The organism is Dyadobacter crusticola DSM 16708 (assembly GCF_000701505.1).
In the GTDB taxonomy this organism is placed as follows: Bacteria; Bacteroidota; Bacteroidia; order Cytophagales; family Spirosomataceae; genus Dyadobacter; species Dyadobacter crusticola.
In genome coordinates this window covers 513,720-537,303 of record NZ_KL370786.1, presented here as the reverse complement: position 1 = coordinate 537,303, position 23,584 = coordinate 513,720, and the positions used below count along the sequence as shown (strand labels likewise).

Sequence of the window (23,584 nt, the reverse complement as noted above, 5' to 3'; positions counted from 1 at the left end):
TCCTTCATTATGAAGAAATTTATTTTTCCACTGGCTGCGGGGATGCTGTTTTTGTGGTCGTTTGAGTCTGTTTGTCAGGTTTTAAATGCCACGAAGACTCGAAAAGGGCACGAATTACAAAATGGATTTGGGAACCCGACTGGGACGGCGCGGCCTAAGGTTTATTGGTGGTGGCTGAATGGGTATACCGATCAGGCGAGGCTCAAAGAGGAGTTGGTTGCGATTAAGAATGCCGGATTGGGTGGGGTTGATATTTTTGAGATTGGCTTTCGGCCGGATGGGGTTGTCCCGGCGGGACCTGCTTTTATGAGTGACTCTTCATTGAAAACCATTGCCTTTGCGATTAAGGAAGCGACTAAGCTGGGTTTGGAAGTCGGGCTGAATTTATCGAGCAGCTGGAATGCGGGCGGCACTTGGATCAAGTCTGAACATGGAGCGAAATCGCTCTATTTTTCGAAAACAAAATTCGAAAAAGCCGCTGACAATGCGACAAAGCTACCCTTTCCGGAGATTTCCAAGAAAGATGAAAAAGGAAAGGAACGCGCCATCGCGTTTGCGGCGGATGGGAAGCCTGTTTATCGGGAGGAAGTAGCAGTACTTGCGATTCCGGCTCAGAAAAGCGGCAGCTTTCTGGATACTGCTGCGATCATCAATGTATCCCGCTTTTTTGATCCTAAAACAGAAACTTTGAAATGGCAGGCGCCTGCGGGCGATTGGGAGATATTTCGCTATGTGTGCGCCAGTTCCGGCGAGCAGCTGAAACTGCCCAGCCCCAATTCCAAAGGTTTGATCATCGACCATTTTGACTCGACGGCCACCCGTGTTCATTTCGAGTATTTCATAAATAAGCTCAAACCCTTACTCGGCGATTTCAGGAAAACGGGACTGAAAAACTTCTATCTGGCCAGTTTCGAAGCAACCGGAACCATCTGGACACCGTCACTTGCAGGCGAGTTCCGGAAGTTGAATGGGTACGATGTCAGTAAATTTTTACCCGCGTTATTTGATCAAAATGCATTTAACCCTGCGCAGTCAGACCAGTTCAAGAAGGATTTTGACCTGACGATTTCCGAACTGATGATCAACAATCACTACCGGAAAGGCAGGGAAATTGCGAATCGTTACGGCTTGAACCTGATCTCCGAATCAGGCGGACCGGGGCCTCCTTTGCATCATGTGCCGGTGGAATCGATCAAGGCTTTGGGTGCGCTGGATGTTCCCCGCGGCGAATTCTGGATTAATCATTCGCAATACGACGCCACGCCCGACAGCATTGACCTGCTCATGCTGGTGAAGGAAATTGCCGCGGCTTCGCACATTTACCAACGGAAAATTACGGAGCTGGAAGCATTCACGAGCTTTCAGAACTGGCAGGAAGGCCCGGGTGATATGAAGCCGAATGGCGACCGCGCCTTTTGCGAAGGCATGAACCGCGCGGTGATTCACGGCTTTACGCATAATCCCCACGGAGTGGGATACCCGGGCATTTACTATGCAGCCGGAACGCATTTCAATGACAAAACCACATGGTGGCCGAAAGTAAAACCATTTAACGACCACCTCGCCCGCGTTTCCTACATACTTCAAGAGACTGATTTTGTGGCGGATGTGCTGTATTATTACGGAGACAAGGTGCCTAATTTCGTTACGCCCAAAAACACCCGGTTTGCAGTTGGCTCGGGATATGACTATGAAATTATCAATACCGAAATTCTGCTGCGAGATCTGACCGTGAAGAATGGACTGCTCACATTGCCTTATGGTGCGCAGTTCAAGGTTTTGGCGCTGGATAACATTTCGGGTAAAAATCCGGCGATCTTAAAGAAAATTGAACAGCTTCGGCAGGATGGCGCGGTGATCACAGACGCAATGCCAGCTGGACGGATTGGTGAAATGCTGAAATCGAAAGGCATCGGGCCTGATTTTGACTATCCCGATAAACAGTCCGCGCGGCTCGACTATATGCACCGCGACCAGCCGGTACTGGATTTTATTCACCACAAAAAGGGAGATCAGGATTTCTATTTTATCCGGAACACGGGCAAAGAAACGGTGACACGCATTTGTTCATTCCGGCAAACGGGTAAGTCACCGCAGCTCTGGGATCCGATGACTGGAAAGGTCGTTCCCATTTCTGTATTTAATCAGGCCGAAAAGCACATTGAAGTGCCCGTTTCACTGCCGCCGTTTGGCTCTGTTTTTATTGTTTTTACAAATGATAAAAGACCTGCGAATTATACTTCCATTCGCTCAGGTGCAGTTTTACCAGCTTTCGAATATGTTCAAAATGGCATTCTGCTCCCCGAGAATGGGACACTGACATTGGTTAAGAACGGCAGGAACCTGACCATTAATAATCTGGCCAAAACACAAACCATTACCGGCGCCTGGGACATTTCTTTTGCCAAAAACTGGGGCGCGCCTGAAAAAACTACTTTCCCTGAGCTGATATCCTGGACAAAGTCGGATAACGAGGGTATCCGCTATTATTCCGGCTCAGCCGTTTATTCCAAAACGTTCAACAGTAATCTGACGGCTGGCAAAAACAGCCGCATTTATCTGGATCTGGGTGATGTTTCCAAAGTATGTGAAGTGTGGCTGAACGGGCAATCGCTGGGCATTGGCTGGACGAAACCGTATCAATTTGATGTAACAGGTGCGTTGAAAACTGGAAAAAACGAGCTGCGCGTTGAGGTGATCAACACCTGGGCTAACCGCATTATCGGCGACATTACGAGCGAGAAAAAGTACACGAAAACCAACCTGAATGTACGCGGCTCACGCGAGTTGCTGTGGACAGAAACGCCGCTGGTACCTTCCGGAATTCTTGGACCTGTGACTATCAAAACGGTTACGATCATTAACTAAACTCTGTTATGAAATTCAAAACCCTCCTTTGCCGTTTTTTTGTTGCATTTTGGTTTGCGGTAGTATTTGTTGCTGTTCCATCTTATAGTCAGGTAGGGGATGCCACGGATGCACCGCAGCGGCGGCCGCGAATTAAACACGAATTAAAAAAAGGCTTTGCGAATCCGATAGGTACTGCGCGTCCGAAAGTGTACTGGTGGTGGCTGAACGGGTATACCGATCAGGCGAGGTTGAAAGAGGAGTTGCTGGCCGTGAAAAATGCGGGACTGGGCGGCGTCGATCTTTTTGAAATTGGCTTGCCACCGGCCAGCGATCCAAATCACATTATCCCTGCGGGTCCTGCATTCATGAGCGACTCTTCATTGAAAGCGATACATTTTGCTATTACTGAGGCGGGTAAGCTTGGCTTGGAAGTGGGACTAAACCTGGCCAGCAGCTGGAATGCGGGCGGCAGCTGGGTAGAACCAAGGTTTGCTTCCAAGACTCTATATTTTTCAAAAACAACTGCGACCAGCAAGGAAGCTGCGCAACTTCGACTGCCATTCCCCACTATAACGCCCGACCGTGCCGGCAAACCGCGGCTGATCGAATATGGGAAAGACGGGAAACCGGTTTTCAGACAGGAAGTGGCTGTGATTGCTGTACCCGCTGGCGCGCAAAACCTGGCGGATACGTCTGAAATTGTGAATGTAACGGCTTTTTACAATGTAGAAACGGAAATGCTCAGCTGGAAAGCTCCCGCTGGAAACTGGGACATCTACCGCTACATCTGCTCGAATTCGGGCGAACAACTGATCCGTCCTTCGGAAAAGTCGGCCGGACCCATTCTCGATCATTTCGACTCCACTGCGACGGAAATGCATTTGATGTATTTTATCAATAAGCTGAAACCATTGCTGGGAGATTTTTCAAAAACTGCCTTGAAAAACCTGTATCTGGCTAGTTATGAGGCGAAAGAGTTTGCGTGGACGAATTCATTGCCAGCAGCTTTCAAGCGAATTAATGGTTATGACATTTATAAATTCCTGCCCGCGATTTATGATCAAAAACTGTTTGCAAAGAAGACGGCGGACACATTCAATACCGATTTTTTGAAGACGTTCTCGGAGCTGATGATCCACAATCATTACAAAAAAGCGAAAGAGATTTCCAATCAACATGGTCTGAAAATCATATCGGAAGCAGGCGGGCCGGGGCATATGCATCATATTCCGGTGGAAACCTTGAAAGCATTGGGTTCGCTGGATGTACCACGCGGCGAATTTTGGTACAAACGTCCCTATTACGACAAACAAGGCATTGTTGACATGGTTTGGTTGGTGAAAGAGATTGCAGCGGCGGCCAACATTTACAAGCTGAATATCGCGGAAGAAGAGGCATTTACGAGTTATCTGGATTGGCAGGAAGGCCCGGCTGATCTGAAAACCCACGCCGACCGCGCGTTTTCCGAGGGGATGAACAGGCTCGTGATTCACGGCTTTCCGCATAATCCAAAGGAAATGGGCTACCCGGGTATCGCCTACTTTGCCGGTACGCATTTCAACGACAGAAATACGTGGTGGCCGAAAATTAAACCTTTTAACGATTACCTCAGCCGCATTTCGTACATTTTTCAGAATGCCAAGTTTGCGGCGGATGTACTTTACTATTATGGAGACGACATTCCCAATCTCGTTCCACCTAAAAACGTAGTCTTCAAAGCTGGAAACGGGTTTGATTATGAGGTAATGAATACCGAAATTTTGCTCAGAGACCTGACCGTTGAAAATGGCGAATGGGTGCTGCCGGGCGTGGGCAGGTACAAGGTTCTATCCATTGGTAAAGGCAAGACGGTTGGCGCAGAAGCCCAGGCGAAACTGGATAAATTAAAAAAGCAGGGCGGCATTATCGTGAATGAAAATGTTGCGGCAGCTTTGAACATTCCGCCCGATTTCAGCTATAAAGACCAGGAAAAAGGGACGCTGGATTACATTCATTACCGACAGGATAAGCAGGATTTTTATCTGATCAGAAATGCGACGGATGCATGGGTTTCGCGGCAATGCTCCTTTCGTCAGGAAAATAAAGTACCTGAAATCTGGGACCCGGTAAATGGGGAGGTGCATGCCGTGAGTGTGTTTGAACAACGCGGGAAACAAATGGATTTGCCATTGACTTTACCTCCGTTTGGGACCTATTTTGTTGTTTTCTCAGAAGGAACGGCCAAGCCGCATTTCACCGAAATAACTTCTAACAACGCGAATCCTCCTCTATTAACTTATGCGGGCAACCAGTTGACTTTTCTTGAAGCAGGAACCCATCAACTGAAAACGGGTAAAAATTCGGTTAACATAACCAGTGCGCCCGAAAAGATGGAAATGAAAGGTGAATGGAACTTGTCGTTCCCTGAAAAGTGGGGAGCTCCGGCTCAGGCGGTTTTCCCAAAACTCATTTCCTGGTCGGATGCGGAGCAGAACGGGATCAAGTATTTTTCGGGAACTGCGACTTATGCTAAGAAATTCACATTTAAAATGCCTGAAAAAGGAAAGCGCATTTATCTGGATCTGGGCCAAGTGAGTGAAGTGGCGGAAGTGTGGCTGAACGACAAACCTTTGGGCATTACCTGGACGTTACCGCATCGTTTTGATATAACAGACCTGGTGAGTAATGGTGAAAATAGGCTGCGTATTGAAGTCGCCAATACCTGGTCGAACCGACTGACCGGCGACGCAATAACAGGCGAGAAATTCACTAAAACCAACATCGTTAAAGCAAACAAAAACCTCACGCCCTGGGGAGAGGTCCCATTGAAAAAATCCGGCTTGCTTGGGCCCGTAACAATCGAATCCATTCAGACTTTCAAACCATGAGAGAAGTTATTAAGCTGTTGATTTTCATTTTGTTCTTACCAATTGCAGCACATTCACAAGTTGCTGTTCCGGTTCAATATCTCGAAAAAATAAAAAATGAACTGACCATTCAGTGGCCTAAAAACAGGACGATCAACCTGGTATTCCACGGGCATTCCGTGTCGGCGGGGTATGGCGACAGGCACGAGGTGAACACGCTGCAATCCTACCCAAATCTGATCTTGAAGAAGCTCGAAGAAAAGTATCCGTATGCAGTTATTAATGTGATCGTCACGGCGATTGGCGGAGAAAATTCGATCAAAGGCCAGGCCCGCTTTGAGAGCGATGTGATGGCTCACAAGCCGGATGTGCTTTTCATTGACTACGCATTGAATGACCGGTTTTCTGATCTTGCCAAAGCGAAGGAAGCCTGGGAGAAAATGATTAAGGCTGCTTTGGACAAGAATATTAAAGTGGTTTTACTAACCCCGTCACCCGACCAGCGCATTGACATTAATGATGCAGCAAATCCATTGGAACCCTACATTGTGATGATCAAATCACTTGCCAGCGAATACAAGGTGGGGCTGGCAGATCCAAATTCAAAGTTTAAAGAACTTGCCGCGAAAGGAAAGTTGACGGAAGTAATGGCCTCTGTAAATCATCCGAACGAGGCAGGCCACATGATCATTGTACAGGAACTATTGCCTTATTTCTGATCAGAATCACCGTAATCCGGGTTGGCGCTGATGGCGAATTTGTACTTGTCGCCACGATAGTAGGAACGTTCTATTTCTACTACTTTTTCGTCTTTGCAGATCACCGCACCGTCCAGGATGAACATCGGCGTGGAATGATTCAGCTCAAAATTATTGGTTTCAGAATCCGGGTTCATGATCTCGACGCCCAGCGTTTGCTTTACTTCTTCAATGCGAAGACGATACGTATCTTCATACACTTTGAAATAAGAAATCTCCGTAGGCATGCGGTTGATCTTCGGGCATAAGCGCAACGAAATGTATTTGATTTCGTCTTTAATGATCTCATCATCTGCATAGCGGAGCTGGTGGATCTTCAATACCGGACCATCAATTATGAAATGCTTCCCTCCTATTTGTGACGAAATGCCGTCGTCGAGCACTGTTTTTTCAAGTACCAGGTTGTGGGGTTCAAAACCTTCCGCGAGCAAACTTTCATGAAACCCGCGGCGGGTTGCATAAATGGAGCCTAACGTGCGGATCAGGTGGTGGTCGACAGTACGGTTCAGCACAAACGTGCCTTTTCCTTTAATGCGTTTCGCCCAGCCTTTGTTTTCAATTTCCAGAAGACTCTTCCTTGCAGTGGTATTGCTGACGTTATAGCTCTTGATCAGCTCATTTTCAGATGGTATCTTATCACCAGGCTGCAATTCCCCAGACTTGATCTTTTCTATTACAGAATCGCTTATGCTTTGAAACTTCGGCCTCATATTCAGATTCATTCCTGAGAAGATGGTGTCAAATAAAAGCCAAAAATAAAGAAATAACAGCTACTACGTTTGTAATTGTCTTTCGATCTGCATCGGAACCTATCTGATTTCTCGTATACAGAGGGGATCCACTTAAAGCCGATCGCACCAGGCAGTCGCCGCCATTGTGGGACAGCCTCTACCAGATTCGAAGAGTACGGTGAATTATCCCCCCTGATGATCCAAAATAAAGGTTACAGGGATCAACACAGTAGTCGGCTCCCCGGCCCTACTCAACTTTCCGTTGAGTTTTTCCATTTGCTCCTCCAAAAACTCCTGTTAGCCTTAGTTGGCATTGACATTTTCGGGAAACTCTTCTAGTAAAAGCGCTTAAAAATCTTGCGCCTGCTAATTAATCGAATATGATGCAGTATCAAATTCACCTAACCTAAAGTATCCCAATACTTCTTCGTTAGAATCATTGACATTAGTACAGTTTCCTTTTAACGGTACAGGGATAGTTGGAAAGGGTCCGCCTTCATCACTTCCAGATTGCTGAATCAATATGTTTAAATAATCATAGTATCGTTTCGAAACCCCATATACATTAATTGCAACAGTTGCTCCGGCAACAAAGCTTTCATTATCGCCTTCGATATAATTTTCGTTGCCATCGGTAAATTTATCATTAATAACTGCAAGAGACGGCAGTGGTAAATTAGACGGAGTAAATTCGCCCAAATAGTAATTTTTAACTCCTCTGGGGTCGTCAAAGAATGCCTGAATCAGAATTTCTGTGTCACCATCAGAACCTTCAATCTTTTGCTCCACTCGATTAATAACAGGTGATGCAATTAAGGTTTCGGTTGCTGCGTAGGAGTTGCCTTTGTACAGAATTTTCAAGGTGTACGATGCATTTAATTCCGGAACAAAATCGGTTGCGGTGTAACTACCATTATGCTGGTCGGCAAACACAAATATGGATCCGTCGTTTTCTTTGGTTACTGTTACTGAGGCACCTGTAACCGGGACATCTGGATTCTTATCAAAAAAAGCAGTTGACTCTCTTAAATTAATGGTTTGCGTTTTTCCCGGAGTACCCTTCTGCCACTTAATAGAAGCATCAACCACCAGTCGTGCGCCGCCGTTCGGGACTTTAACATCTATGACATCTGTACACGAGTTTAAAAATCCCATTAATAGAAGGAGCGCCCCTAACCTGGTGTATATATTTAGGTTTTTCATTGTTTTAAAAATTAAAATTATATGTTACTGATGGGACAATACCAAATATGGAAGTGCGAGTGGCCTCAGTTATGCCAGTCTGGTGATTTTGACCAAAAGCAATAGAGGCTGCATTTTTTCGGTTATAAGCGTTGTAAATTCCAAATACCCATTCTCCTTTCCATTTCCTATTTTTATTTTTTTGAGGCGTTAAAGTCGCAGAAAGATCTAGTCTGTGGTAGGCTGGCAATCTGTCTGCATTCCTTTCAGAATAAGTCGCCACGGATAATCCGTTGTATACAAATTGTCCGTTCGGATAGGTAACGGGTCGCCCTGTCTGGAATACCATATTAGCCCCAAAACGCCACTTTCCGGTGAGTTTGTAGCTTCCGGTAAAAGAAACGTCGTGTGTTCTGTCCGAGTAAGCGTTATACCATTTCCCATTATTAATACCTAATCCGCCAGCTGCTCCTCCGGGTGTGCGCTGTTGCGATTTCGACAGCGTATACGCCACCCAGCCTGTAAAATCGCCCTGGTTTTTCCGCAATAGAAATTCCAATCCATAAGCTCGGGCTTCGCCGGTCAAAATTTCGGTTTCAATGGTGTTTTGCGCTATAAGTTCTGCGCCGTTGATATAATCTACCCTGTTGTCGATCGTCTTGTAATAGGCTTCGGTTTCGATCGAGAACATATTTTCGCTGAAATTTCGGAAGTAGCCCACAGCATATTGGTCTGCAATTTGCGGCTTAATGAACTTTCCGCTAGGTGCCCAAACATCCAATGGCGTGGCGGATGTGGTGTTGGAAATCAAATGCAGGTATTGGGCCATTCGGTTATAACTTGCTTTAACAGAAGAGTTTTCGTTAAGCTGATATGAAAGTGCAAACCGGGGTTCTAAGTTATTGAAGTTAGCTATACTTTTTCCCTTACCGAAACTGGTGTTAGAAATGGGCTCGGCGCGCTCATAAATGCCTAATTCCTCGTTGTAAACTACTGGTAGATTATTGGCGTAGTTATTCAAGGTTTGCTTTCCCAGTCGATTAAAGTAACTAAAACGCAAGCCATATTGCGCAGTGAGCTTATCAGAAATCTTGTGTTCCAGACTTGCATAAATTCCTGCTTCAAAAGCAAATTTGTCGTCTAATTTCTCCGCATTAACACCAGAAGTTGCATTTAAAGGGTTGAGTCTACCGGGATTGAAGTTGTAATAGATACCATTTACTCCAAAGTCAAATTTTAATTTATCGCTTGCATAATATCCAAAATCATATCGCATATTATAATTGCTTATATCTGAGGTCCAATCAATTCCCTCAATAGGAATTTCCAGGTTATAATTATATCGACTGTATATTAAGGATGCATTGGAGAATAACTTATTGCTAAAAATATGATTCCATCGCAAGTTTCCTGAGAGGTTTCCGTATGAATTAGTGAAAAGTCCTGCCAGATTAAAGTTATCATTTCCTAAATAGCCAGATAGATACAGTTTGTTCTTCGCATCAATTTCATAATTTGTTTTCAGATTCAAATCGTAAAATCCGGCTCTGCTGCTTTCGTTAGCCAAGCCTAAAAATATATTTACATAAGAAGCCCTGCCAGCAATCAGAAACGATCCTTTATCTTTAAACATGGGTCCTTCGGCCGCCAAACGACTGGAAATGGCACCAATACCGCCAGTGAGTTCAAATTCTTTACTATTTCCATCCTTTTGACGTATATCCAGTACCGAAGAAGCTCGACCTCCAAAACGTGCGGGAATGCCTCCCTTGTAAAGTTTAACATCCTTAATGGCATCCGCATTGAATACTGAAAAGAAACCAAACAAGTGGGAAGCATTGTAAATAATTGCTTCATCCAGAAGAATCAGGTTTTGGTCTTCCGCACCACCGCGTACATTGAAGCCTGATGCACCTTCGCCGGCGTTGGCAACACCCGGCAGCAATTGAATGGACTTGATCAAGTCTACCTCACCCAAAACAACAGGTATCTGTTTGATGTCCTTGGTCGAAAGTTTTGCCACGCTCATTTGAGGTGTTTGAAGGTCGACTTTCTTTGCTTCCTCAGCTGTGATCACCACTTCATCTAATTGAGCGTCATCCTCTCTGAGCTCAATGCTGAGCTTTTGATTAGAGGTAAGGTCAACTGACTTTTCAAGAGTTGTAAATCCCAAATAGGAAATGATTAAGGTATAATCACCTTCAGGTGCTGTGATAGAATAAAAACCATATTCGTTAGTCGTGCTTCCGATGGAAGTACCTTTTAAAAGGACAGTTGCCCCCAAGAGTGTTTCACCGTTGCCAACATCCTTCACTACACCACTAATTGTATATTTTGCCTGGGCAAAAAGGAATACCGGACACAACATCATCACCACTAGTAAGGCCTGCCTTTTTCTTGACCTCAGGGATTTAACTTGACTTGTTTTTTTCATAAAATTTGTTTTTACTTTTTAATCTGAAATTGAGGAAAATAAACTGTATGGGTTCCGAGCGGATATAAAGGGCGAATACACCACGCGACTTCATGGTTGAGGCAAAAAACCGGTTCGACAAACGGACTGGATGCAGCCCGTTGTTGTTTGTCAAAAAGGTAGACCCAGACGAACGGATATTAATATACGCTCCCCCTTAATATATGATCATCGGCTACTAGTTAAGATGAGCATACACAGGAAGCATAAACTTTGTGCGGAGAAAATTTTGCCACACTGGCTCAGGTCTTGAATTGAAATATTCGTCACTGATTTCGACTTCCACAGCACGGATCATCATGTGGATCACCAGATCGAAAACATCGGTCAGATAAAACGTGGCATCGCCTGGAAAGATAACCCCGGTTTGCACTTGGACGAAACCAAGCATCCGTTTGATCTGGTTATCAGACATTTTCAGATCAGCCTTGAAATTAGTTTCGAGGCTAACACGTTCGGGAGGAATTCCTTGCTGAACCAACAGGTGATATTTAAGGATATCCAAATTGAATTTCATACAGGTTGATCGTTTAGCATAAGTACAGGCAATTGTGGTACCTTCGTCAGCAACTGGTGTAGGATCCTTGCCTTTGCTGCCACACTGTTTCCAAATGCCATTACGGGTTGTCCGGAAAAATAGTGGGGTGAATGCTAAAAATCTTTCCTCTCTAAAAAAATATAGAATCACACCCCACCTTTGCATATTACCTTCCGTAAGGAAAAGAGGATGTCTAATCTAATTACCATTGCTATTTAGAAGGAAAACTCTCTTTGATGAAAAGGATCTGTCAAGCATTTTGGATGCCTGTAAGGATGGCAATGCTCAGGCACAACGATGTCTGATCCGACAATTTGCAGGATATGCCAAAAGCATTTCGCTTAGATATGCAGCTACCTTTGAGGAAGCCGAAGAGATTGTCAACGACTGCTTTTTAAAAGTATTTCTCAATTTACATAGCTATGACAAAGCTCAACCTTTCAAAGCATGGTTTCGAACAATTGCTATTAATACGGCCATTGATTATTACCGGAAGAATCTTAAATGGCAGGGGCAGCTTAGTCTGGATGATCTGGAAGTTGCGGACTGGAGTAATGACATTTTAAGCGAAATATCTGGCCAGGAAATATTGATAATGGTTCAACGCCTTCCACCGGCTTATAGAATGGTTTTTACACTCTTTGTAATTGATGGATATTCACATAAAGAAATAGCGAACATGCTTGGTATCCAGGAAGGAACATCAAAATCTAACCTAAGGGATGCCAGACGAAAGCTGCAGACAATGATAAAACTAAACTTTCCGCATTTGTATCAACTTTATAACTGGCCTAATAAGGGATTTAATGAAAACTGAGCAATTTGACGATGAATTCCGGAAAAAGTTATTGGGTTTAGATCCAAGCGATGAAGAAGTAGACCGGATATATAATTATGTCTCCTCGAACGGTAACGTTACTTCCCGTTTTCCATGGAGTAAAGTCCTGATTTATGGGTTGGCCGCTTCATTCCTGGTTGGCTCTCTCACCTTCAACTACTTTCAAAATCTAACCAATAAAAAACTCTTATCCGCTCTGGACTCTTTAAAAGGCAGAATCGATTCTCTTGATCTAAATTCTACTCAAAGAACAACTCTTCGAGTAGACACCGTGTACATTAACCGATATATTGAAAAAACCATTGCAGCTGGTGATCATCAGCAGTTGCTTTATACCAAGTATAATGCTCATAACGAAAGGCAGCAGCCAATTAATGATCCGCTTACGGATGAATTAGTAAAGAATCCAAACTTCAGACCAGCAGATTCGTCTGGCATTGCACCGAATCAAACGGCTGGTACGGTCGCGAAATCCATTGCCCAGAGGAATACTTCTGACCCGGAATTGAATACCAACAGATCAAATAATACCGTAGTTAAAAAAGGAACATCCGAAATAACTGGTAACGACAATAATCCGGCTAACAAGGCAGCATACACAAATAGCGGCGACGTTCCCAAAGCTGGTAAGACAATAGAAAATTACTCACCCAATACCGCCGGCAATTCAAATAATGCGGCCCAAACCAAGGAAAGCAAAAACTGGCTACTGTCGGAGCTAAGCCGTATTGGCAACATTCATCTTTCATTTACGTCTTTAAAACTACCGGTTTTAAAGACGCCGGAGAAATTATCTGCTGTTAGCAAAGACAAACCCAAATATTACTCAGAATCAATGAAGTTGGTTCTTAAAAAGATGGATTATTATGTGGGTGGAAGTCTTGACGCAGGTTACAGACAGGTGGCAGGCTCACTTTTTGGAGAGCTGCGGATCACTCCTAAATGGAGTTTTCAAGCCGGTGCTCGCTGGACTGAAATCACCGCCAGGAGTTATGACACTGCCGAGCAATATAGTCTACAGACCGGCCAGGATTTCCGGGCCCTATATGCGCCGTACGTGGCTCAAAATGTTGATTTGTTAAATATTGAACAAAATTATCAGCTCGTTCAAATTCCCTTAACAATTGCATATCATTACGAAATACTTCCGAATTGGGCCCTACGTTTTGGAATAGGAACCGATCTTTCAGTTTACTCCGTAAAAGACATCCATTTCGATTATAAGAAAGACAGTCAATCCTTTGATAAAGGAGAATACAATGCAAAATTAGCCGTAAAGCCTTTTAACGATATTACAATAAACCTGGGGCTGGAGCGTCGCTCGAACAAGTTCCTGTTTAGGGTAAGTCCTTACGTTAGTCCTCAATTACGTAAAACAGAATTTTTCAGCAAAGACCTTTCGTGGGGTGCTAGGGTGCAGGCTTTGTATAAATTAAATAAATGACTTTTAACGAGTTATAACCCCAGCTGCCCAATCCGCTCCCGGCAAATCCGTTCCGTCAAATCCCGCAACAACGCCACCCGACTCCCCAAATACTCCAACTCCGCCTTCTCAATCTTGTAATTCCGGTTATACCGCGCATCGATATACGCCTTTTTAAGCAGCACAAACAGTCGTTTTTCCTCCTCAGTCGTCATCGGAAAAACAATAGCAAATTCTGCGTGCTGTTTAATAACTTGATTTCCAAGAATCTCAATGTCATGTATTCTAGGCTTGTAATCAGTAAAAACAAGAAGGATAGCTGCGTAGTATCGTTCCGTAGCTTGGTGAAGTTCGAATGCAGCTTTGCGATAATAATCGGCATCTTGCACACCTTTGGAATAGAAGAATTCATATCCTTCTAAAAAGTGCGTTGCAGATTTGAACCAATGCTCAAACTCCTCAGTCGATTTCTCCACCCTTTGCGCCGGATTAAGGTCTTTCGGTTCGGATAAGGTGAATCTCCCGGAATCAAAAAGCATGATCCCTTCTTTCAGGATATCGACAAAGAAGTAGTAATTCCGTTCAATCTTGTCGTTCACGAAACCGATGCTGTGGTAGATAATGCTAGTCCTGGTGATGTCTTCATTGGCCATCAGTTCTTCATCCAGCTCACGCGATTTCTTGACCTGTTTGGCGGAATTTCTGTCTTTGGTGACAATCAGAATGTCAAAATCGCTTACATACTCGTACTTCTCCTGGTAATCCTCCACCCAGTCACCCCGCGCATAGCTGCCGAAGAGAATGATCATTTCAGCCGCGACTTTGTCCAGGGCAATTTTGGTAAGCGCTTTTAATTGGTCTTGCTTGTTTTGCGGGAGGTGAGAAAGGGAAGTTTTCATTCGTGTGTGGTAGTTTTTGAAATTTTGATGTTTTAAGTCTGTAAACATACCAGTAACGGGCAACTTTTCCGCTTCTTTTTTGGGTAATTATAGCGGCCTTTTCTATTGTGTCAAATTTCTCGGAATAGAGTGCCTTTGGATCTGTAAAATTATTAGAAGGTGAAATATAATAGGCATTTGATCCGGGCTCGATAGACCCATAGATCGAATTAAGCCATTGGAATTTATGCAGATCGTTCAAGTCCCCTAATCCGATAAACCTCATTTTCAAAGGGTAAGCTACATAATAGTAAATATGACCGCCAGGAAACCACTTATGCGCAACCATCGGATCGCCTTCGGACATTCTTTTATTTGCAATATCATCCTTGCGAATCTTGTCGAAAGCAGGTAGCAGTTCATCCCAGCCACGCAAATCAAGGGTCGGGTCATTTTGGCCTGTCTCGGGAGAAGCCTTATCTGAGGTTGTACCCGGAAAAAAGTAGATAAGCAAAGGGCCAGCAACACAGACAAAGCTGGTTAACAAAACAGCAGCTTTTAAAAAACGATAAGTTTTTTTTGAATACTGATTCAGGCTGAAATCAATGTAAACCGCTGCAACAATCATCAATCCCAGAAATCCTGGCCCGCTCCAATGAGGGAGCGTGCTTCTGAATAGGGAAACCAGAGTTGTTGCAAAAATAATCGGAACGCTGCACCATAACAGCAATTGGATAGCGGGGCTTGCTATAAACTTTTTCCTTTTTGCATATGCTGTAAGGCTAACGACATATATCACAAATTGCACAGGATTCGAATATAGGATCTGTCCGATTGTTGTTACCAGGAGCGACTTGAAATTAATGCCCTCGTCAACTGTAACTCTTCCACTATGAAATCTCCACGTGATAAAATCATTATTGATACTCCAATAGAGAATGGGTGAAACGAAGAGAAGTGTAATCCCAGCCGACAAATATAGAAACGGGTTTTTCAGTAAAGAGCGGCGATGAAAAACAATGAAACCTATAAAGCCAACCCAAAGAAAAATACCGTGGACTTTACACATCATTGCTAAGCCGGTCCATATACCAACCAGCAAAATACGTTTGTTTTGGTCTGCATTTTCCGGTGCGGCAACTATCCTGACCATTTCATAAAGCGCCGCCATCCAAAACACAAGCTGCACAGAATCTGGCAAAATAAAAAGTCCGGAAATGATACTCGTATAAATGGAAGCATTATAGAGAATGGAAGCGAAAACGCCTGCCCTCTCATTGGCTATTTGCTCCGTGCATTTGGCAATAAGCCATGTATTGATAGCGGCTCCGAAAATTGCCGCTAAGCGCATAGACAGATCACTGATCCAGGTCAGATTTAACGTAGTCAGCCGAATGAAAAGACCAATTAACGGAGGGTGATCAAAGTGGTTCCAGTCGGGTTGTACGGCGTAAGTAAAGTAATAAACTTCATCATTGCCAAGATTAAGAAAGGTGGCTAATAGAATGCGTATCAGCGTCGTAATGAAAATAATTTGAATTATTGGATTGAGTGACGACTTCATTTGTAATACGAATCGACTGCGATTATAATTTAAAAAAGGCCCACTGACGGGAATGGCGATCCGCTTTTTTCCATTGCACCAATTTCCCTACCAGAAACAGCCATGTAAAAAGGATTACCACACCTAATGCGCGAAATAGCATGGTTTCCAAGATATTTTCAGGAACCGCTGCAAGCGTGGAATCGTGATCATCCGTGTAAAATACGGGATTCAAAAATAACTGGGTACCATTGTCATATGTACAGGTGGCCCGGGCGTAATGATCCTTTTTATCAATTGCGAATACGGCTTTTTCTATGTTGGTAAATGATTGAATCGCCTTCCCATTCTGGCCGGTTATAACAATTTCCCTGGCAGGACGACTTAAATCGATTGTGACAATACCATTCCGAATTTGCAGGCTTTTGAGATAGGGTATAGAATCCACATTCTGACTGTCACCGATTACAACGCCATAACTATTTCCGGATTTAAGCGCTTTTAGCACCAGATCTTTTCGGTTTTCCTGAACGTTTACAAATGTACACATCTTACCAAGCCGGTCCTTTGTTATAACATTGTGCAAATCATCATTACCAACAATAAAAGTTTTTTTTCCGGCGGAAAGATCGGCATCCCATTGGTTTGTTGAAATCACGGAGGGATTTAAAACTTCCATGCAATCATAACCTGATAGTGATTGAAAGTCGCTATCAAGATAGCCTTTTCTTAATTCCGGGTGATTTAATATAGTAATCGAGTTGACTTCTCTCAAATGATTAAGCACATCCTGTTTATTGTGAATAGTTTGTGGAAAAAGATAATCCAACCATTGAACTTTTTTGCTTCCCAGAACCAGCTGGTGCGTTTTATTGATATTATAGCCGTGCTCATAAGCAGGTATATAGCTCTTTTCAAAAGAGCCGGTTGTATCGATACTATGATAATTGGAAATACAATGAACACCATATTTCAATGCTTTGTAAGCGCTGTGAACATCATTTGCTGTCCCGTGTCCATTGGTCATACCCTTCCAGCTCCGGGCATGCGCGTGAAAATTACACTTTACCCAATGGTCGGGCTTTGCTGATTTATATGGGTTGTAAATCGAGTCACCTTTAAAGGGCGCTGACTGATAAAATTGAAATCTTGGGCAAAAGAGATATTGGTTTACCAATAGTAAAATCACCAGCGTGAATAAGAATATAAGGATATACCGAAGTACTTTCATGGATTCCGTAAAGTCGTATTTATGGCATCAGAAGAATGTTAACCCATTGATAACTTACAAGTCATGCTTGGGCAAGTCATGCAATTTTCCTGATTGAAAACTGATGATAAGTCTTCGATAATTACGGTTGGATTTTGAGAAAGGTGGGGTACCGGAAGAAATATAAAAATTCTAAAATCTGGTTTTCACACCTCACCTTAACCTTGTTAATTAGTATAGATTTCTTCCATTGATTTATCTCAAAATATGCAAAATCGGATACCTTTTCCCCGGATCTGGATAATTGCTGCTGGCGGATGCTGCCTAAGTTTGTATCATTAATTCTCAACTTATGATAGCAGCAAAAGGATATGCGGCGCAAACGGCGGAAAGCCCGTTAGCGCCCTGGCAATTTGAACGACGCGACATCGGCCCGCACGATGTACAGATCGAAATTATGTACTGCGGGGTTTGTCATACCGACATTCACCTCACCCGCGACGAATGGTTTCCCGGCATTTTTCCAATGGTCCCAGGCCATGAGATTGTAGGACGTATCAGCGCCATTGGCGCTGATACCAAAAAGTTCGGCGTCGGAGATCTTGGCGGTGTAGGCGTGATCGTTGATTCATGCCGCGAGTGTCAGGATTGCAAGAACGGCCAGGAGCAATTTTGCTCCGTCGCCCCTGTTCAAACTTACAATAACCTGGGCCATGATGGTTTGCCTGTTTACGGCGGGTATTCGAACACCATCGTTGTCAACGAGGACTTTGTGCATCATATCTCCGAAAAGCTCGACCTGGCAGGCGTGGCGCCGCTGCTTTGCGCCGGGATCACGACCTACTCGCCGCTTAAAAGATGGAATGTGGGCAAAGGCCATAAACTGGCTGTTGTCGGTCTAGGAGGATTAGGGCATATGGCTGTCAAATTTGGCAATGCATTGGGGGCGGAGGTAACGGTGCTGAGCACTTCTCCAGGCAAGCAGGAAGCTGCTAAACAGCTCGGCGCGTCCCACTTCATTATTTCCAAAGACGAGGAACAGATGAAGGCCGCTTTTAAAACCTTCGATTTTGTGCTGGATACCGTGTCCGGAAACAGTGATGTTAATCCTTACCTTTCAATCCTGAAAACCAATGGGATTTATGTTAATGTCGGAATGCCGGCCAAGCCCTGGGAAGTGAGCTCCTTCTCACTGGCGACGGGCAACAAGGTGATTGCCGGATCCGGCGCTGGCGGCTTACCGGAAACACAGCAGATGCTGGATTTTTGCGCGGAACACGGCATTGTATCTGACATTGAGCTGATTGACATCAAAGATATCCATACCGCCTTCGACCGGATGCAGAAAGGCGACGTCCGATACCGTTTTGTCATTGACATGAAAACCCTGTAATTTCAAAAGGTGAACAAGCCATACCTCATCAATTCCATATCCGAGCAGCACCGCCTGCTCGGACTGCCTAAGCCCAAGCATCCGCTGGTCAGCGTGTTCCGGCATGAAGATGCTGTTTTCAGTAATTTATCTGAATTGCAGCACTTCACCCTGAATTTCTACTGCATTTCCATCAAGAAGGATTATGATGGCAAGTTGAAATACGGGCACCGGCATTATGACTTTGATGAAGGAATGATGGCATTTATTTCTCCTCTCCAATTGCTGATGAAACTGAGCCCGAGCACGAAACCGCCCGGTGGCATGACCCTGATGTTTCATCCCGATTTCATCGCCAATACGTCATTGGCCGCCAGGATTCGCAACTTCCATTTTTTCTCTTACGAACTCCATGAAGCCCTGCATTTGTCTGAGCAGGAACAGACGAAGATAGAAGGCATATTCTCTAACATAGAAAGCGAATACCAAAGCGGCATCGACAGTTTCAGCCAGGACGTGATGATCGCCCAGATTGAGCTTTTGCTGCAATACAGCAGCAGGTTTTATGCCCGTCAGTTCATCACCCGCAAAGTGGCCAATGATGAGATACTGACCCGTCTCGAAACCGTACTTGACCAGTTCTGGGATCAGCAAAAAGGATTGCCGACCGTACAACAAATCGCCAAAGAGCTAAACTTGTCTGCTGACTATCTGAGCGACATGCTGCGGATCACCTCGGGCCAGACGGCCCAGCAGCATATTCAGGCGAAAGTGATCGAAAGAGCCAAGCAGCTGTTGTCCACAACCAACTTACAGGTGAGTGAGATCGCTTACCAAATGGGATTTGAGTACCCTCAATCCTTTCACAAGTTGTTCAAGAACAAGACCAATATGTCTCCCATGGAATACCGGGCCAGTTTCAATTAGGCTTCCTCGCACTGTGAAAATATTATATGTCAACGATTGCCAACGTTGTGGGAGCGTGACTTACGAACTTAGGTTCAGAGGATGATCATAATGGGTGTTAGAGATTAATGGACAAGCATGACCATTTTGGAAAACAGCCTTCCATCAAACGGATTCGGCTCAGTTCGGCAACAACATCTCTCCCTTTTAGTGCTTTTCCCGCGAATAATCCTGGGCAAATGGATTTTGCCCTATTTCCATTTGGCTTTCCTTAATCGGAATCAGTTGCATTCGTACTTGATATCTATCAGTTGTCCGTCTCCTAAAAAGCCATTCAGGGGATAATTATTGCTGCCATATTGGTATGATTTGTTTAACCCTGGCCCCTCGGCTACGTTTGGATAAGTAGGGTTTATCTTTGTGCAATTGTTTTTGGAAAACAACTGATTTTGAAACCGATAATCTCCACTAAGTATAAATCGATTTCTCAAAGGATTAGGGGTCTTATCATACTCGAAAGAAGCTGATGCCATCAAGTCTTTATTAACATCAAGGATCTCCTTCCTGGTAATGTTGCCATTGTCGTCATAAAAAAACGTAGTATATGCCCAAGGCGGCTGCTCTTCGAATTGGTAGATATTTTGTGATATTCTTACACGCAAGAAGAACGACTCAACAAGATTTACAATCTGCCCATTCTTCCATGTCAAGTAAGCCTTATACTCCGGCACCGTATCCGTGCTATATCCCGCACCAGCGGGTCGATGATTAATATATCTGGTTACGCTTTCTAAAAGCCCGCTTTCGTTATACTGAAATCTCACTAAATTATCAACGCTCGCGGGATTGCCGTTCTCATTATATCTTATACTTGTCTTTTTACTGATCAGATTACCGCTCCCAATGTCATTATATGAAGTAGTGTAATATTCTAGCTTCGAGCCATTGTAGTAATGCACAACATCCCATGGTGCACCACCATTGCCTATATCCCATTTATATGAGGTAATGCGACAAGCTCCACCTTCTTCCAAAAGCAAATTTGAAACTTTCTCAGGATCGGCCTGCCGCTCCTTGCATGAGATCGTCATCAAAAAAACAATGATCAGCAAAGATGCTAATCTGAAAGATTGGCGTTGCTCTACATCTCCAACTGATGAAGGACTTAAAAAAGGGGGAAGCTTTGCAGATATCATTTAATCCAATAACTTTCGAATTGAGCTATTGCTAACTGCATTGCGGTCTATCGCGAAGCAACGATGCCCACTAAGGCGCATCAAATAGCGGTGAACTCGTCTTTGTTTGAAAGATGTTTGGGAGACCTTTCTACCTATGATTCCTGTTTGGGGCTGTCAGCTCCCATAAAAGTGATCATCGAATAAATAGAGGCTTCCGATTATATTTCATATAGGAAAGAAAAATGAAGAAGAACCGATTCAGCGCAACCCAGATTTTCGCATCCTTAAACAACAGCAGAACGGATAAACAGTTGTTCAGATTACCTGTGAACATGGGATTAGCCGTATGATATTGTTTACATTGGACACCTTGGAGCTCTTCTAAGCTTTTCCTACGTTAATTATTTTCCGCGTCCACGCTGCATTTTCGACGGCGTCAAGTAAACATAAAGCCATATCTTCAAATGACATTGGCTTAAAAGGTGAAACTCGAATAGAAACACCTGCTTTATATTTCCCTGTTGGCCTAGATTTGGTTAGTCCAACCGCACGAACAATGGTCCAATCCAAAGAACTTGTTTGAATGGATGCTTCACCAGTAATCTTGTCCATATAGACTTCCCTAAAAAATGATCTGATAATCTGGATGCCCAACCTGTTTAACCAAGTAAGTTCGCTGCCGTCTGTTTGCAAAATTCCACTCATAAAAATGAAATGGGCAACCCCACCCTTTTCACACGCCCGAACAATGTTGGAAGTGCCCACTGACATAATATTTCCTGGTTTCCTTCCATTAGAAGGCCCAAAGCAACTGATGACGACATCAATATTCATAAATGCTTCTTTAAGGCTTTCTATATCCATTACATCCCCTTTGACAATGGTGAGGTTCATTTCCGGGTGAATGCGGGCAGGGTTTCTAACTACAACAGTTACGTTGTAATTTAAACTAAGTGCTAAACGAACTACCTCTTTCCCTGCCGAACCTGTTGCACCTATTACTGCAATGTTTTTCATACTTTCCTTTATCCTTAAATATCCATTACATTCAGTCAAATCTATACAGTACACCGGTTAGCTTCTCACTAAGCTCCCATAGCTGGCTGCTCACATTTATATCAAGTGCCCTGGAAGGAATAGTGGCTTGTTTAGGATAACCTCTCAAACCGAAAAAAGAGGAAGGGCCCCAGTAAGAACCACTCAAAACAGCGGGGTCACAAGCAGCTCTTAAAGTTGGCAGTGCGGCCTGTGAAGGAGACTGCGAAATTAATGGCGTCAGAATTTTCTTCATAAAGTAACTACTGGTTCTTTGCAGGTTGGTAGGTGAGCCTCCCGGATGTGACGCAACTGCAATACTTTGGACTTTATGTTCTGTTAATCTTTTGGATAACTCCTGAATAAATAACAGGTTGGCCAGCTTACTTTGTCCATAAGCTTCCCATTTATTATACCGTCGGTGCCTATAGTTTAAATCGTCCAGGCTGACTTTGCCAATAATTGCAGCAAGGCTTGAAACGGACACGATTCTTGATCCTGGGGTATGAATAAGGATAGGCAGCAATAGCCCTGTGAGTGCGAAATGCCCTAAATGATTTGTGCCCATCTGTAATTCAAAACCTTGTTGGGTTTTAGTGAACGGAGGAACCATTACGCCTGCATTGTTAATAAGCACGTCGAGCTTATTGTACTTTTCTTTTAACTCAGCGGCACATTCAGCTACTGATGTTAGATCAGCCAGATCAAGTTTCACGGCAGCTACTTTCGCTTCGGGATATTCAGCAACAATCTTATCCATTGCTTCCTGAGCTTTATCAAAGTCACGATAGGTTAATATTACCTCCGCTCCTTTTTTTGCCAGCATTAGTGCGATGTGAAAACCGATGCCGGAAGGACCGCCGGTAACAAGAGCCACGCGTCCGTTTTGGTCCGGAATATCATTATAACTCCAGTAAGTCATGTTCGATTTATTTACCATTTTCCTTTCTGGTTGTAAAGCAATACTGTAGTTTTGTAACTAACAAGTATGAAGTATACTTAATAGTCAAAATATATTTTTATAACGCAGCTATGCTCATCAATGAATTATCTAAACGGACAGGGGTACCTATACCCACATTACGCTATTATGAAAGCCTGGGGTTTTACAAAGGCCTGGTTGACAACACCGTTAAAACCAACAATTACAGATGCTATGAAGAAGATCTGGTTGACAAAATAGCTTTAATTAGAGAAGCAAAAGAGGTAGGCTTTACCTTAGCTGAAATAAAATTTCTTCTTGAGAGCTGGAAAGACAATAAACTGACGATCGCTGATAAGGTAAACCTATTTAATGCAAAAATCAGCGAAGTCAATTTGAAAATCCGTCAATTAGAACAAGTGAAAGACAGCCTTGTCAAAACGGTTGAAGATATTAAGAACGGTGATTGTTAAACCCTCTGGGATTTTTGATGAAAGTCGTTTTACTGGTTTCTTCTATCCAATAAATACGGAAGGGGATCAGGTACCTGCAACATTTAACCTAATGATTTCTACTGGTGCAGCAGAAATATTCGAAGTAGGTCCGGCTACCAGCGAAAAAGCTGTGGCTGAGCAAACAAGTACCCGCGGAAGGGAATTTGAAGGTGCAGATTCTGAACTTACGTTGAAACCTCGCGTATCCGAAATCATATCGTTTGCCTCACTTATCAATTGAAGACACGAAAAGGGCGTTATCTCCGAAAAAGAAACTCCATCAGCCGAAATTATGAAAACAGCTAAATCCTAGTGAAATGTTGAGCCTATATCCGTTCCTAGTTATAGTGCCAATGCAATGTTAGCTCATGTTTTTCTATGGCTTTTTTTCTAATCAATGGAATCCT

Annotated in this window: 19 protein-coding genes; 9 read left to right on the top strand and 10 right to left on the bottom strand. The window is 43.8% G+C overall.

Features of this window, described 5'->3' with window-relative positions:
- Window positions 1-9 precede the first annotated feature (9 nt).
- The 3 genes from Q369_RS0124275 to Q369_RS0124265 are packed head-to-tail and all read left to right on the top strand — an operon-like array spanning window position 10 to window position 6,415.
- Window positions 10-2,868, top strand: coding sequence for a glycosyl hydrolase (locus Q369_RS0124275; protein WP_031530315.1), 2,859 nt, complete (start codon window positions 10-12; stop codon window positions 2,866-2,868).
- A gap of 8 nt (window positions 2,869-2,876) precedes the next feature.
- A complete protein-coding gene (locus tag Q369_RS0124270) occupies window positions 2,877-5,717 on the top strand; it encodes a glycosyl hydrolase (protein ID WP_031530314.1) in 2,841 nt (946 codons plus the stop codon).
- On the top strand, window positions 5,714-6,415 hold the full coding sequence (locus tag Q369_RS0124265) for an SGNH/GDSL hydrolase family protein (protein ID WP_031530313.1): 702 nt from the start codon (window positions 5,714-5,716) through the stop codon (window positions 6,413-6,415). Before Q369_RS0124270 ends, Q369_RS0124265 begins: the two co-directional genes overlap by 4 nt.
- Here the strand turns inward: Q369_RS0124265 and Q369_RS0124260 are convergent.
- From Q369_RS0124260 to Q369_RS0124240, 4 genes are all read right to left on the bottom strand, one after another.
- Complete coding sequence (locus tag Q369_RS0124260; RefSeq protein ID WP_031530312.1) at window positions 6,406-7,176, bottom strand: GntR family transcriptional regulator; 771 nt, start codon at window positions 7,174-7,176, stop codon at window positions 6,406-6,408. The genes Q369_RS0124265 and Q369_RS0124260 overlap by 10 nt on opposite strands.
- A gap of 375 nt (window positions 7,177-7,551) precedes the next feature.
- Window positions 7,552-8,388 (bottom strand): DUF4249 domain-containing protein, encoded by an 837-nt coding sequence (locus tag Q369_RS0124255; protein ID WP_031530311.1) that lies wholly within the window; start codon window positions 8,386-8,388, stop codon window positions 7,552-7,554.
- Window positions 8,389-8,392: 4 nt separating this feature from the next.
- On the bottom strand, window positions 8,393-10,801 hold the full coding sequence (locus Q369_RS0124250; protein ID WP_084165843.1) for a TonB-dependent receptor: 2,409 nt from the start codon (window positions 10,799-10,801) through the stop codon (window positions 8,393-8,395).
- A gap of 217 nt (window positions 10,802-11,018) precedes the next feature.
- Window positions 11,019-11,357 carry a hypothetical protein gene (locus tag Q369_RS0124240; protein WP_031530309.1) on the bottom strand — a complete coding sequence of 113 codons (339 nt, stop codon included), beginning with the start codon at window positions 11,355-11,357 and terminating at the stop codon, window positions 11,019-11,021.
- 229 nt (window positions 11,358-11,586) lie between these two features.
- Between Q369_RS0124240 and Q369_RS0124235 the strand changes: the two genes are divergently transcribed.
- Both Q369_RS0124235 and Q369_RS0124230 read left to right on the top strand, forming a co-directional pair.
- The gene (locus tag Q369_RS0124235; RefSeq protein WP_031530308.1) at window positions 11,587-12,195 is read left to right on the top strand and encodes an RNA polymerase sigma factor; all 609 of its coding nucleotides are present in this window, start codon (window positions 11,587-11,589) and stop codon (window positions 12,193-12,195) included.
- Window positions 12,185-13,660, top strand: a complete 1,476-nt coding sequence (locus Q369_RS0124230; RefSeq protein WP_031530307.1) for a hypothetical protein — start codon at window positions 12,185-12,187, stop codon at window positions 13,658-13,660. The genes Q369_RS0124235 and Q369_RS0124230 overlap by 11 nt, the downstream gene beginning before the upstream one ends.
- 11 nt (window positions 13,661-13,671) lie before the next feature.
- Here Q369_RS0124230 and Q369_RS0124225 read toward each other — a convergent pair whose 3' ends face one another.
- The 3 genes from Q369_RS0124225 to Q369_RS0124215 are packed head-to-tail and all read right to left on the bottom strand — an operon-like array spanning window position 13,672 to window position 16,889.
- Window positions 13,672-14,538: a HEPN domain-containing protein gene (locus tag Q369_RS0124225; RefSeq protein ID WP_031530306.1), complete on the bottom strand. Its 867-nt coding sequence runs from the start codon at window positions 14,536-14,538 to the stop codon at window positions 13,672-13,674.
- Complete coding sequence (locus Q369_RS0124220) at window positions 14,450-16,081, bottom strand: glycosyltransferase family 39 protein (RefSeq protein ID WP_031530305.1); 1,632 nt, start codon at window positions 16,079-16,081, stop codon at window positions 14,450-14,452. The genes Q369_RS0124225 and Q369_RS0124220 overlap by 89 nt, the downstream gene beginning before the upstream one ends.
- A gap of 22 nt (window positions 16,082-16,103) precedes the next feature.
- Window positions 16,104-16,889: a CehA/McbA family metallohydrolase domain-containing protein gene (locus tag Q369_RS0124215; protein WP_157488301.1), complete on the bottom strand. Its 786-nt coding sequence runs from the start codon at window positions 16,887-16,889 to the stop codon at window positions 16,104-16,106.
- 733 nt (window positions 16,890-17,622) lie between these two features.
- Between Q369_RS0124215 and Q369_RS0124210 the strand changes: the two genes are divergently transcribed.
- Both Q369_RS0124210 and Q369_RS0124205 read left to right on the top strand, forming a co-directional pair.
- Entirely contained in the window at window positions 17,623-18,663 is a 1,041-nt protein-coding gene (locus tag Q369_RS0124210) for an NAD(P)-dependent alcohol dehydrogenase (RefSeq protein ID WP_031530303.1), read from the top strand.
- A 9-nt stretch (window positions 18,664-18,672) separates the two neighbouring features.
- Window positions 18,673-19,569 carry a helix-turn-helix domain-containing protein gene (locus tag Q369_RS0124205; RefSeq protein WP_031530302.1) on the top strand — a complete coding sequence of 299 codons (897 nt, stop codon included), beginning with the start codon at window positions 18,673-18,675 and terminating at the stop codon, window positions 19,567-19,569.
- Window positions 19,570-19,829: 260 nt separating this feature from the next.
- Here Q369_RS0124205 and Q369_RS0124195 read toward each other — a convergent pair whose 3' ends face one another.
- From Q369_RS0124195 to Q369_RS0124185, 3 genes are all read right to left on the bottom strand, one after another.
- The gene (locus tag Q369_RS0124195; protein WP_157488300.1) at window positions 19,830-20,744 is read right to left on the bottom strand and encodes a hypothetical protein; all 915 of its coding nucleotides are present in this window, start codon (window positions 20,742-20,744) and stop codon (window positions 19,830-19,832) included.
- Between the two features lie 363 nt (window positions 20,745-21,107).
- A complete protein-coding gene (locus Q369_RS0124190) occupies window positions 21,108-21,743 on the bottom strand; it encodes an NAD(P)-dependent oxidoreductase (protein WP_031530300.1) in 636 nt (211 codons plus the stop codon).
- A 31-nt stretch (window positions 21,744-21,774) separates the two neighbouring features.
- A complete protein-coding gene (locus Q369_RS0124185) occupies window positions 21,775-22,683 on the bottom strand; it encodes an oxidoreductase (protein WP_051664281.1) in 909 nt (302 codons plus the stop codon).
- A gap of 110 nt (window positions 22,684-22,793) precedes the next feature.
- On the opposite strand from Q369_RS0124185, the gene Q369_RS0124180 reads away from it, so the two are divergent.
- Both Q369_RS0124180 and Q369_RS29175 read left to right on the top strand, forming a co-directional pair.
- Window positions 22,794-23,156 (top strand): MerR family transcriptional regulator, encoded by a 363-nt coding sequence (locus Q369_RS0124180; RefSeq protein WP_031530298.1) that lies wholly within the window; start codon window positions 22,794-22,796, stop codon window positions 23,154-23,156.
- Window positions 23,157-23,247: 91 nt separating this feature from the next.
- A complete protein-coding gene (locus tag Q369_RS29175) occupies window positions 23,248-23,418 on the top strand; it encodes a hypothetical protein (protein WP_157488299.1) in 171 nt (56 codons plus the stop codon).
- The last annotated feature ends 166 nt before the right edge of the window (window positions 23,419-23,584 follow it).